At 70.6% G+C, this 12,033-nt stretch carries 8 protein-coding genes; 4 read left to right on the plus strand and 4 right to left on the minus strand.

Annotated features, from left to right (window positions below; all coding sequences use genetic code 11):
• Positions 1 to 20: 20 nt before the first annotated feature.
• The 3 genes from ABGB14_RS02390 to ABGB14_RS02400 form a co-directional block, all read right to left on the minus strand.
• Positions 21 to 836 (minus strand): SgcJ/EcaC family oxidoreductase, encoded by an 816-nt coding sequence (locus tag ABGB14_RS02390; RefSeq protein ID WP_347641837.1) that lies wholly within the window; start codon positions 834 to 836, stop codon positions 21 to 23.
• A 61-nt stretch (positions 837 to 897) separates the two neighbouring features.
• Positions 898 to 1,911: a sigma-70 family RNA polymerase sigma factor gene (locus ABGB14_RS02395; protein WP_347641838.1), complete on the minus strand. Its 1,014-nt coding sequence runs from the start codon at positions 1,909 to 1,911 to the stop codon at positions 898 to 900.
• A 92-nt stretch (positions 1,912 to 2,003) separates the two neighbouring features.
• Positions 2,004 to 4,061, minus strand: coding sequence for a M48 family metalloprotease (locus ABGB14_RS02400; RefSeq protein ID WP_347641839.1), 2,058 nt, complete (start codon positions 4,059 to 4,061; stop codon positions 2,004 to 2,006).
• 80 nt (positions 4,062 to 4,141) lie between these two features.
• On the opposite strand from ABGB14_RS02400, the gene ABGB14_RS02405 reads away from it, so the two are divergent.
• Positions 4,142 to 5,362 carry a deoxyguanosinetriphosphate triphosphohydrolase gene (locus ABGB14_RS02405; RefSeq protein WP_347641840.1) on the plus strand — a complete coding sequence of 407 codons (1,221 nt, stop codon included), beginning with the start codon at positions 4,142 to 4,144 and terminating at the stop codon, positions 5,360 to 5,362.
• Positions 5,363 to 5,439: 77 nt separating this feature from the next.
• A complete protein-coding gene (locus ABGB14_RS02410; protein ID WP_347641841.1) occupies positions 5,440 to 6,597 on the plus strand; it encodes an FAD-dependent oxidoreductase in 1,158 nt (385 codons plus the stop codon).
• Here ABGB14_RS02410 and ABGB14_RS02415 read toward each other — a convergent pair.
• Positions 6,587 to 7,489: a M23 family metallopeptidase gene (locus tag ABGB14_RS02415; RefSeq protein ID WP_347641842.1), complete on the minus strand. Its 903-nt coding sequence runs from the start codon at positions 7,487 to 7,489 to the stop codon at positions 6,587 to 6,589. The genes ABGB14_RS02410 and ABGB14_RS02415 overlap by 11 nt on opposite strands.
• Positions 7,490 to 7,671: 182 nt before the next feature.
• Between ABGB14_RS02415 and dnaG the strand changes: the two genes are divergently transcribed.
• Positions 7,672 to 10,473, plus strand: a complete 2,802-nt coding sequence (dnaG, locus tag ABGB14_RS02420) for a DNA primase (protein ID WP_347641843.1) — start codon at positions 7,672 to 7,674, stop codon at positions 10,471 to 10,473.
• Between the two features lie 380 nt (positions 10,474 to 10,853).
• Complete coding sequence (rpoD, locus tag ABGB14_RS02425; protein ID WP_132337254.1) at positions 10,854 to 11,990, plus strand: RNA polymerase sigma factor RpoD; 1,137 nt, start codon at positions 10,854 to 10,856, stop codon at positions 11,988 to 11,990.
• The last annotated feature ends 43 nt before the right edge of the window (positions 11,991 to 12,033 follow it).

The raw sequence follows: 12,033 nt of genomic DNA on the forward strand, positions 1-12,033 counted from the left end.
CCGTCACCGGCGTCAGACGATCACGTACGGCGTTCGCCGGTGTCGTCATCCAGCGGGAACGACAGGTGCTGGTGCACCATCAGCCACGCGCCGTCACGCCGCTCGAACACGCGGGTGCCGCGCGACCACATGTCGGACGCCTGCCCGTCCCTGCCGGTGACGCGGACGTGGTTGAAGCCCCAGGCCACGGCGAGATCCTCGTTCACCAGAATCCTCAGACCGGGCACGTCCAGGGTGACGTCCGCCTCGCCGGCGGTGTCCAGGCCCCGCGCGCACACCTCGCGCACCGCTTCGGCGCCGGCGTACTCGAAAGGCGCCTCGTGCTCGTAGGAGACGACGTCGTCGGCGACGAAGGCCATCATGCCGTCCAAGTCCTTGGCGGCGGTGCTCGCGTACCAGCGTTCGTGCACCCGGCGCACCTCCTCCTCCCTCGCACCGCGATCCGCGATCGGGAACGAGTGGTGCTCGTGGGCGACGACCCAGCGGCCGCGCTCCTTGCGCAGGCCGAGCGTCAGCCGCAGCCGGTGTCCGGGGTCGGCCGCCAGCGCCCCGGGAGTGCCGCAGCGCAGCAGCGCGAAGGCGAAGGCGACGCCGGAGCCGGCGGTGACCTCCAGGCTCTCGATCTCGAACACGGCCCCCTGCTCCTGCCAGGCGAAGAAGCCCGGCCACGTCTCACGGTAGGCCGCGATGCCGCGGACGCCCTCGTACGGCGGGGGCACGTCGAACATCACGACGTCATCGGCGTGATCCGCGAGCACGGCGTCCATGTCGCCGGCATGCACGGCCTCGGCCCAGTGCCGGATCAGCGCGCGGATCTGCTCCTCGTCGGTGGCCATGGTCGTGGTCCTTCCAGGTCGATGGTCCCTTCGGAACTACAACCCGCGCCGGGCCCGGAAATCATCGCGGCAGCTCCGCGGGCAGGCCGAAGGCCGCGAAATCGGCCTGGAGGAACGAGACGACCTCGGCGATCCGCGTGCCCCGGACGGCCAGCAGATCCAGGCCGGCCGGGACGTACGCGGCCCGCTCGTCGTCCCACATGTACGTGCCGAACGCGAGCTGCCCGTTCGCCCGCGCCGGCAGGAAGCGCCAGCGGCCGGTCAGCGGACCCTCCGTCAGGAAGCGGCGGATCTCGTCGCGGCCCTGGTACCAGTGCGGGAGCGGCGGCATCGAGTATTTCGCGTCCTCGGTCAGCAGAGCCACGATGACGTCGGCGTCGCCGGCCTCCCACGCGTCGGCGTAACGGCGGGCCAGCTGTCGCTGCCCGGGCTCGCCGAGCGCGTCGAACGTCCCTCGCCGACCGGCTTCAGGAAGCAGCTCGGCGAGCATCTTGCGGGCCCGCTGCAGGGCGCTGTTGACCGCGGCGACCGTGGTGTCCAGCTGGCCGGCGGCCTCGGCGGCGGCGTACCCGAGGACGTCGCGCAGCAGCAAAACGGCCCGCTGCCGGGGCGACAGGTGCTGCAGGACCGCGACGAAGGCCAGCTCCACGCTTTCCCGCGCCACCGCGCGCGCCTCGGGGCCCAGCTCCTCCGTCCAGCCCATCAGCCGGTCAGGATACGGTTCCAGCCATGCCACCTCGGCCACCGGCGCGCCCCCGGGGGTCAGGTCGGCGGGCAGCTCGCGCCGCCCCCGCCGCTCGATCAGCGTCAGCGCCCGATTCGTTGCGATCTTGTACAGCCACGCCCTGAACGATCCCCGGTCCTCGAACCGGCCCAAACTCCGCCAGGCCCGGTCCAAAGTGTCCTGAACCGCGTCCTCGGCGTCGTGCAGCGATCCCAGCATCCGGTAGCAGTGCGCGCGCAGCTCGTCCTGGAACGGCCCCACCAGGACGCCGAACGCTTCGTGGTCGCCCGCCCGGGCCGCAGCCAGCAGCGCCACCGCCTCGCCGTGCCGCTCCGCCGGGGTCCCTGCCATCTGCCGTCCATGGTTCATCGCCGGCCCGTCTCCAGTCACGCTACCTCTGACGTGGCCAAGGCCGATCGCCCGTACGGGAAACGGCCAAGACCTTAACGGGGGGCGTCCGGGTTCGGGTCGCCCAACGTGTGCGGCACCGGCTCTTCCTCCGAGAACAACCAGGAGTCTCCGGAGGTGTCCGTGACTGCGGGGCCGGGCTTGTGAGCCGCGGGTTCCGGGGTGGCAGGTCCCCAGGCGTCCGGGGTCGCGGGTTCCGAGGTGTGCGGGGCGGCCGGTCCCCAGGCGCTCGGGGTCGCGGGTTCCGGGGGGTGGGGGACGGCGGGGTCCGAGGCGGGCGGGGGGACGGGTCCTGAGAAGTGAGGGGACTGGTCCTCCGGGCCGGGGGGAGCCGATGGTCCCGGGAAGGGCGGCGCGAGCGGCCCCGGAGCGTGCGGGCCCGGGATCCCAGGAGCGGGTCCCGCACCGGGTCCCGCACCGGGTCCCGCACCGGGTCCCGCGGCGGGCCCCGCACCGGAGGGAGGTTCCGCCGTCGGGCCGGGGGTGGGTCCCGCGGTGGGGCCGGGAGGGGGTCCCGCGACAGGTCCCGGAATGGGTCCCGCGGTGGCGCCGGGGGCGGATCCCGCGGTGGGGCCGGAGGGGGGTCCCGGGGCGGGCAGGGCGCCCGGCGGGGGCGGTTGCTCGACGGGGACGTAGTCGTGGCGCATGCCGTGGTCGCCCAGCCATTGCCGCAGCCCGCCCACCGCCGCCGGATCGGCCGCCACCCGGGCCGCGTACTCCGCCAACGCCACCTCCTCCCCGTCGTCGAAGAGCAGCCGCGCGGGCCCCGACCAGGACAGCGTCCACTTGGCCTCGCCGAGCTGGATCATGACGGCTTCCAGCGCCTGCCCGAGCACCCCGGCCAGCAGGGTGTCCGACGGGTTCCAGCCCAGCTCGCGCAGCTTGTACTCGAGCTCCGCCTGCCGCCCCCGCGCGATCGCCTCGAAGGCGGCGTCCAGGTACGGCCGTGACGCCCCCATCACCTGCTGCCCGGCCAGGGCCAGGTCGCGCAGGGCGTCGGCGTTGCGGGTGGCGTACATGCCGTGCGCGACGAGCTCCTCCCACGAGACCGCCCGCAGCGTCAGCAGCGCCTCGGACGACCACATGGACTGCTCGACCGCCTGCACGGCCACGTTCGGGTCGCGCAGCAGGGTCAGGGCCGAGCGCGGGTCGGGCACCTGCTGCGGCTCCGGCAGGCGCTCGATGGCGGCCAGGCGGTCGGCCAGGCTCGGGTGGGAGTCGTACGGGGAGACCTCCTCGGGCTGATCGCTCAGCCTGGCCAGCTCGGCCTGCCGCTCGGCGTCGCTCATGAAGGCGTGGAAGCCGCCGAACACCGACGCGGGCCTGGTGCCGCCCGCGCCCGTCATCGACAGGTACGCGTTGACGTACAGGTCCCAGCCGATCGCGGTGGTGTGGATCTTGTGCAGGGCGCCCGCCATGGACTGCCGGCCGCCGATCGCGACGGCGAACTGGTCGGCCTCCAGCTCCTGCCTGCGCGAGACGGCCTGCGACACCCGCAGGTAGAGCTTGGCGTACCAGGTGAACAGGCGCTGGACGAACGGGTGGTTGCGCAGGCCCTGCACGGTGGCGATCAGCGAGACGCGCCCGCGGTAGACGGGCGCGCCCAGCCGCGTGTGGGCGCCGCTGTAGTGGCCGAGCTCGTGCCCGAGCACCGCGCGCAGCTCGTCCACGGTGAGCGTCTGCAGCAGCGGCAGCCCGACGAACATGCGCCGCCGCGTCGCCTTCATGCCCAGGAACCGCGTGTCCTCCGAGACTGCCGCGTTCACCTCGGCCACCAGCCGGATCTCGTCGGGGGGCGCGGTGCGTACGCGCTGGGCGAGCTCCTCGACCGTCTGCCACAACACCGGCTCGTCCTCGCGCGTGACCGGGACGCCGGGCTGCTCGCCGCTCCGGCGGCGGCTCACCATGATCAGGGCCCGGACCAGCGCGAGCGCGGCCAGGGTCAGCACGGCGGCGAACTTGATGAGGTTGACGTGGAAGTCGACCACTAAGAGGACGTCGAAGAAGACCGCCGCGGCGAGGATCAGACCGACCAGAACGTAGAAGCCGGCGAGCAGGGTGAAAGCCAGCACCGCTCGGAACGCTGTCGTCATGGGGGAGGGCTCCCGGGGAAGGGGTACTCGCGAGGCTCGACACTAGCGGAGACGGGAAACTGGATAAAATCGCTGCACCGATGTCGTACTACGACCAACACGACCAGGACCGATGGGTTCCGGAACCTCCCGGCAATCCGGATCGCTCCGCGTTCGAGCGTGACAGGGCCCGTGTGCTGCACAGCGCGGCGCTGCGCAGGCTCGCCGCGAAGACGCAGGTCGTCGGGCCCGGCGAGACGTTCGGCGGCGGCCAGCACATCCCGCGCACCCGGCTGACCCACTCGCTCGAATGCGCCCAGGTGGGCAGGGAGATGGGCGCCACCCTCGGCGTCGACCCCGACCTTGTGGAGACCGCCTGCCTGGCGCACGACCTGGGGCATCCGCCGTTCGGGCACAACGGGGAGGTGGCGCTCAACGCGCTGGCGGAGTCGTGCGGCGGCTTCGAGGGCAACGCGCAGAGCCTGCGCCTGCTCACCAGGCTCGAGGCCAAGGTGCTCACCGAGGACGGCAGGAGCGCCGGTCTCAACCTGACCCGGGCGGCACTGGACGCCTCGATCAAGTACCCATGGACGTGTGACAAGTCTCCCAAATTCGGCGTCTACGACGACGACCTTCCCGTGTTCGAGTGGATCAGGGAGGGCGCGCCGGACGGGCGGGTGAGCTTCGAGGCGCAGATCATGGACTGGGCCGACGACGTCGCCTACTCCGTCCACGACCTCGAGGACGCCCTGCACCTCGGCCATGTCACGCCAGAAGCGCTCCTGTCCGCCGAGGAGCGCAGGCAGGTGTGCGAGATCACCCGCACCTGGTACGCCCCCGGCGCCGACCTGAACGAGCTGGAGGCCGTCTTCGCCAGGCTGATCACGGATCCGCTCTGGCCCCGCAGCTTCACGGGCACGCTCGCCGACCTGGCCGGCCTCAAAGCCCTCACCAGCGGTCTCATCGGCCGCTTCTGCCGCTCCGCGCAGGCCGCCACCAAGGAGGTGTACGGCAGCCGCCACCGCGCCGACCTCGTCGTGCCGCCCGCCACGCGACTGGAGTGCGCGCTGCTCAAGGGCGTCGTCGCCCACTACGTCATGACCACGAAGGACCACCACGCCAACCAGGCCAGGCAGCGCGACCTCATCGCCGAACTGGCCGCGCTGATCACCAGCGGCGCGCCCGGCACGCTGGAGCCCGCCTTCCGGCCCGCGTACCAGGAGGCCGCGGACGGCGCGGCCCGCGTCAGGGTCGTGATCGACCAGATCGCCTCGCTCACCGACACCTCGGCGGTGGCCTGGCACAGGAGGCTCGCCCGGTGACCGGGCTTCGCCGATGAGCCGGGCCACCTGACCCGACCCGCTTCCCCCGGTGACCCCGGCGGGCGGATACTGCGCTCATGGCCACATTTGTGATCGCCGGCGCCGGGCTGGCAGGAGCCAAGGCCGCGCAGGCCCTGCGCGAGGAGGGCTTCGACGGCGAGATCGTGCTGATCGGCGCGGAGGCCGAGCGGCCCTACGAGAGACCGCCCCTGTCCAAGGACTACCTGAGCGGCAGGAGCGAACGAGACCAGATCTACGTCCACCCGCCGGAGTGGTACGCCGACAACGACGTCGACCTGCGGCTGGGCCGGCGGGTCACCCGCATCGAGCCCGGCCACCACCTGGTCAGGCTCAGTGACGGGTCGCGGCAGCCGTACGACAAGCTGCTCCTCGCGACCGGCTCCGTGCCCAGGCGCCTGCCGGGACCCGGCTACTACCTGCGCACCGTCCAGGACAGCGACGCGCTCAGGGAACGTTTCGCCGCCGGCGCCAAGGTGCTCGTCGTCGGCGCGTCCTGGATCGGGCTCGAGACCGCGGCGGCGGCCCGCACGGCCGGCTGCGAGGTCACCGTCGTCGAGCCCGAGCCCACCGCTCTCAACCGGGCGCTCGGCCCCGAGCTGGGTGACCTGTTCGCCCGCCTGCACGCCCGCAAGGGGGTGCATCTGCGCTTCGGCACCGCCGCCGCGGAGATCACCGACACCGGCGTGCGGCTCAGCTCGGGCGAGCGGCTCGCGGCCGACCTCGTCGTCGTCGGCATCGGCGCCGCCCCCGAGGTCTGGCTCGCCCGCGACGCCGGTCTCGAGGTCGGGCAGGGCATCCTCACGGACGCCGCCCTGCGCACCTCGCACCCGGACGTGTTCGCCGCCGGCGACGTGGCCGAGCACTTCCATCCCGTGTACGGCCGCCGCGTGCGCGTCGAACACTGGGCCAACGCCCTGCACGGCGGCCCCGCCGCCGCGCGGTCGATGCTCGGCCAGGACGTCACCTACGACCCGATCCCGTACTTCTACACCGACCAGTACGAGCTCGGCATGGAGTTCTCCGGCGACATCGAGGGCTACGACGAGATCGTCTACCGCGGCGACCCGGACAAGCTGGAGTTCATCGCCTACTGGTTGCGCGGCGGACGCGTGATCGCCGGGATGAACGTCAACGTCTGGGACGTCGTGGACGACATCCAGGCCCTCATCAGGTCGGGCGCCGTCGTCGACCAGAAGGAGCTGCCTACGGGGTGACGCTGACCACGCCGCCGTCACCGTCGTCGTCGGCGGACGGCGGCTCGCTCCTGGCCGCCTGCGGCGTCGTCTTCGGCTTCTTCGGCTGCTTCGACGCGCACAACACGGTGCAGCGCGGCGTCTCCCCGAGCTTCGCGCGCAGTTTCAGCGTCTCCTCCCTGGGGGAGAGCGTGCGGTTGCCCGTACGCCAGGCGTCGAGGTAGTCCCACGGCTTGACCATGCCCCTGCGCACCCACCAGAACGTCGAGCCGGTCTTCCACGAGATCGCGAAATAGAGGTTGGTGGCGGTGTCCCGGGCGTTGCCCGACCTGCCCACCCGGCCGAGCAGCCGGCCGGCCTTGACGCGGACGCCCGGCCTGATGCCGTCGGCCACCGTGTCGAGGTGCCCGCCGAGGTAGCGCACGCCGTCGTCGCCGATGATCGTGACGAACCTGCCCTCGCGGTCGGCGCCCGCGTCCGTGGACGGGCGCCACCGGTTCCTGGTGTTGACCTCGTCCACGACGCCGGCGACGGGCGCCACGAACGCGCACCCCTCCTGCGCCCAGATCGTCGTCTTGGGCAGCACGAGCAGCTTGCGCGAGTAGGTGACCTCGCAGCCCTTGACAGGGAACGTGTAGGTGTATTTCGACAACTTCGGCGGCGGCACCCTGACCGGGTCGTCGCCCTCGGGCGGCTCCACGCCGGCCTGCTTGCCGCCCTGCTTCCCGGCGGTCGGGGTCGGCGTCGGGTCCGCGGGTGAGGCGGCCGTGCCCGCTCCGGTCGCCGGGCCGGAGGGTACGGCGGAGCGCAGGGTGGCGCCGACGCCGGCCAGCCCGGTCGCCTGGCTGCAGGCGCCGGTCAGCAGCACGGCGCCCATGACGGCCGCCCATCGCGCGATATGACCCGATTGCATGGTCTCCACCCGTGTCACCGTTTCCCTACGACCTTTACCTTTGTAGCCGACCAGGGGTCCGCGTACAGCGGCTTTCCTGCTTTAGCAACCCACAGGTAATGCCCCTCTTCCCCCAGCCGCACGCGCCAGGGTTCGCACCGCGGGGGAGGGAACCGTCGGCGGGGCGGAATAGACTCACGGGCGTGGCTGGCCGGATCCGTGATGTCGACATCGCGCTCGTTCGCGAGCGCTCCCCCATCGCCGACGTGATCGGCGAGCACATCCAGTTGCGCAACGCCGGAGGCGGCAACCTCAAGGGGCTGTGCCCGTTCCACGACGAGAAGAGCCCGTCGTTCAACGTCACCCCCGAGCGGGGGATGTTCTACTGTCTGGCGGCGGAGACCAGGGTCATGACCTGGGAGGGTGTGCGTCCGATCGCTGAGCTCGCGGGCGGGACGCATCGGGTGCTCGCGTCCGACGGCACGTGGGTGGACGCGCCCTTCATGTCATTCGGCGTCCAGCCGCTCATGAAGATCGTCTTGAGCCGCAACGGGCAGCGAAAGGAGATCTTCGCCACCCCCGAGCACCGTTGGTTCGTACGATCTGGACGGCATCAGGACAAACGCGCCGAGGTCATCACCAAAGACTTGAAGCGGCGTCATCGGCTGGTCTCGGTGTTCCCGGGCACCCGCATCAAGCGCACGACGCCGTCGCCCTTCGGCATAGCGCACGGGATCACCTTCGGTGACGGTACACGAGCGGCCACGGGGAGCAGAGCAACGCTCGACGCCGTCAAGGATGCCCAGCTGCTCAAGTGGTTCCCCCTCAGCTACGTGACGGAAAGCGTGGGAGGGCCGTCGGGAAAGAGCAGGCAGCTCCTGGTCCATCACCTGCCGACGTTCTTCAAGGAGCTTCCCTCGCTCGACGAGTCCGTACCCTATCTGTACGGCTGGCTCGCGGGCTACGTGGCCGCTGACGGACATGTCGCCAAAGACGGCACGGTCATGTTGCACTGCGCGGACAAGGCGACCCTGGAGTTCGTCCGAGCTGCGTGCACCAAGCTCGGGATCGGCACGTACGGCGTCACCGAGCAGGTCAGAGAGGGCTTCCCGGGAAGGGAGCCCAGTTCGATCTTCCGTGTGCACTTCATCAATGATGATCTCACCGAAGACTTTTTCCTGATCGACGAGCACCGGTTGCGGTTCACCGGAACAACGAAGGCGTTTGCGCGGCGCGGTTGGGTGGTGCAGTCCGTCGAGGAGACCGATCGGGTCGAGGAAGTCTTCTGCGCCACTGTCGACCATGGGCATGCGTTTGTCCTGGAAGACAATATTCTGACCGGGAACTGCTTCGGCTGCAGCGAGGGCGGCGACGTGATCACGTTCGTCGAGAAGATCGAGCACCTGCCCTTCGGCGAGGCGGTCGAGCGGCTGGCGCAGCGGGCCGGCATCCAGCTGCAGTACGAGCAGGGCGGCTACGTCCCGAGGCGCGACCACGGCGAGCGGGCCAGGCTGGTCGAGGCGCACCGGGCGGCGGCCGAGTTCTACGCCGACAAGCTGCTGAGCCCCGACGCGGCGGCCGGGCGGCGGTTCCTGTCGGAGCGGGGGTTCGAGCGGGCCGACGCCGAGACCTTCGGGGTGGGATACGCGCCGGCCGAGTGGGAGGCGCTCGTCCGCCATCTCATGGGGCGCGGGTTCTCGGCCGACGAGCTGGTCAAGGGCGGGCTGGCCAAGGAGGGGCGGCGGGGGCCGATCGACCGGTTCCGCGGGCGGCTGATCTGGCCCATCAGGGACGCCACGGGCGACGTGATCGGTTTCGGCGCGCGGAAGCTGCTCGATTCCGACGATGGCCCGAAATATCTGAATACGCCTGACTCGCCGCTTTACAAGAAGAGCCAGGTGCTTTACGGCATCGATCTCGCGAAACGGGAGATCTCCAAGCGGTCCCAAGCGGTGATCGTCGAGGGCTACACCGACGTGATGGCCTGCCATCTGGCCGGCGTGCCGACCGCCGTGGCCACCTGCGGCACCTCGTTCGGCGAGGAGCACATCAAGATCCTGCGCCGGTTCCTGCTCGACCAGGCCGAGTTCCGGGGTGAGGTCATCTTCACCTTCGACGGTGACGCGGCGGGGCAGAAGGCGGCGCTGCGGGCGTTCGCCGACGAGCAGAAGTTCGTCACCCAGACCTACGTGGCGGTGCAGGCCGACGGGCTCGACCCGTGCGACCTGCGGGTCAAGCAGGGCGACGCGGCCGTGCGCGATCTGATCGCGAGCAGGGAGCCGCTGTTCCAGTTCGCGATCAGGAGCACGATCTCGCGCTATGACCTGCGCAGCAACGAGGGCAAGATCGCCGCTCTCGACGCGGCCGCCCCGATCGTGGCCGGCATCAAGGACGTGGGGCTGCGCAAGCGCTACGCCATCGACCTCGACCGGTGGCTGGGTTTCATGGACGAGCGGTTCGTCATGCAGCGCATCTCCGAGGTGTCGGGCGCGCAGCAGGGCCGCGGCCGGCGGATGCCCAGGGCGGCGCCCGCCGATCCCAGCGTGCGGGTCGAGGGCGAGCTGCTCAAGCTGGCCGTGCAGCGGCCGGCGTTGCTGGGGCCGCGCTTCGACGCGCTCGACGCGCGGGCGTTCACCACTCCCGACCACGCGATGGTGCACAAGGTGATCGCCGCCGCCGGAGGCGTCGCCGCGGCGGGGCACGGCGGGCGGGAGTGGGTCGACCTGCTGCTCGAGCACGCTCACGAGGAGGGCGCCAGGGCGCTCGTGACCCGGTTCGCGGTGGAGGCGATCCAGACGGACGCGCACACCGAGGAGCGCTATGCCGGCGACATCATGGCGGCGGTCGAGGCCATGCCGGTCGATCGGGCCATCGCGCAGGTGAAGTCCCGGATCCAGCGGCTCAACCCGGTGGAGGAGCAGCAGGAGTACAACAAGCTGTTCGGGGAGCTGGTGGCGCTGGAGCAGCAGCGCAGGGTCCTGCGCGACCGGCTCGCGGGCAGCTGACCAGGCCACCTGAACGGCGGCGGCCTGTTGAGCGCGCGGGAGAGCGGGGAACGCCTCGCTCCCGTCACGGGACGGCTGGGGTAGATAACGGTTCGGCTGCGATCGCCGGCTGGAATACCGGGCGGTTGACAGGGGAATGTGGCGCGGTCCAATCCGCGGCGGGCGGCGTTTCGGGGCAGCGGAAGAGGTGCGTCCGGCTGGCGGCGTCGCCGGGCGCGTGAATCCAGAGCGCGTAATTGACTTTACTTTCCTGATCAAACTCGGCCTAAACCTTTAGGCGATCTCAATTCGGTAAGGACGGCGGCCTTACCTTCGGTGACAAAAATGGGTCTGCCATTTGATGGAACCAATACTGCAGACTGTCTCCCGTGGGTGCATCGGTGCTGCCAAGCGGACCGCCATCGGTAGATCAGGTGGCGGACCTCGTCGCGAAAGGAAGGGAGCGCGGGAGCGTAACCGTCGATGACGTCGCAGCCGCGCTTGACCGATCCGAGTTGCCGTCCGACGCGCTGGAACGCGTCGTGCGGATGCTCGCCGAGAATGGCGTGGAGGTCCTCGAGCCCCAGGGCGACGAGGAGCCTGCCCGCGCCGATGAGGAAGACGTAGGCAAGCGGGCGCCGACCAGCGATCTCGTCCGTATCTATCTGCGGGAGATCGGCCGCGTCCCGTTGCTGACCGCCGAGGAGGAGGTGGAGCTCGCCAAGTCGATCGAAGCCGGTCTGTTCGCCGAGGACAGGCTGGCCAACGGGGTCTCGCGTCTGGCCTTCCCGGAGCTCAGGGAGCTCGTCTGGCAGGGCACCCGGGCCAAACAGCGGCTCATCGAAGCCAACCTCAGGCTCGTGGTGTCGATCGCCAAGCGGTACGTGGGCCGCGGCATGTTGTTCCTGGACCTGATCCAGGAGGGCAACCTCGGGCTCATTCGAGCGGTCGAGAAGTTCGACTACACGAAGGGTTACAAGTTCTCCACCTACGCGACCTGGTGGATCCGGCAGGCGATCACGCGGGCCATCGCCGACCAGGCACGCACCATCCGCATTCCGGTGCACATGGTGGAGACGATCAACAAGCTCGTCCGCGTGCAGCGCCAGCTCCACCAGGACCTCGGCCGCGAGCCGATCCCCGAGGAGATCGCCAAGGAGATGGACCTCCCTGTCGATCGTGTGGTGGAGATCCAGCGCATCGCCCAGGAGCCCGTGTCGCTGCAGTCGCCGATCGGCGAGGAGGATTCCGACCTCGGTGACTTCATCGAGGACGCCGACGCGGTCGTGCCGATGGAGGCCGCGGCCTTCATCATGCTGCAGGACCAGCTCGACGACATCCTGGCCACGTTGTCCGACCGCGAGCAGCGCATCATCCAGCTCCGGTTCGGCCTGGCCGACGGGCATCCGCGCACGCTGGAGGAGGTGGGCAGGGAGTTCGGCGTCACGCGGGAGCGCATCCGGCAGATCGAGTCGAAGACCCTGGCCAAGCTCCGCCATCCGACGCGGGCCCAGATGTTGCGCGACTACCTGGACTGATCCAAGGGAACGGGCCCGGGCGAGCGCGCCCGGGCCCGTCCCA

Origin of the sequence: Nonomuraea sp. B10E15 (assembly GCF_039871615.1) — a bacterium.
In the GTDB taxonomy this organism is placed as follows: Bacteria; Actinomycetota; Actinomycetes; order Streptosporangiales; family Streptosporangiaceae; genus Nonomuraea.

Coding starts and splice junctions, on each gene's coding strand:
- ABGB14_RS02390 (WP_347641837.1), bottom strand. CDS start 836: ATGGCCACCGACGAGGAGCAGATCCGCGCGCTGATCCGGCACTGGGCC.
- ABGB14_RS02410 (WP_347641841.1), top strand. CDS start 5,440: ATGGCCACATTTGTGATCGCCGGCGCCGGGCTGGCAGGAGCCAAGGCC.
- ABGB14_RS02415 (WP_347641842.1), bottom strand. CDS start 7,489: ATGCAATCGGGTCATATCGCGCGATGGGCGGCCGTCATGGGCGCCGTG.
- ABGB14_RS02405 (WP_347641840.1), top strand. CDS start 4,142: ATGTCGTACTACGACCAACACGACCAGGACCGATGGGTTCCGGAACCT.
- ABGB14_RS02400 (WP_347641839.1), bottom strand. CDS start 4,061: ATGACGACAGCGTTCCGAGCGGTGCTGGCTTTCACCCTGCTCGCCGGC.
- ABGB14_RS02395 (WP_347641838.1), bottom strand. CDS start 1,911: ATGGCAGGGACCCCGGCGGAGCGGCACGGCGAGGCGGTGGCGCTGCTG.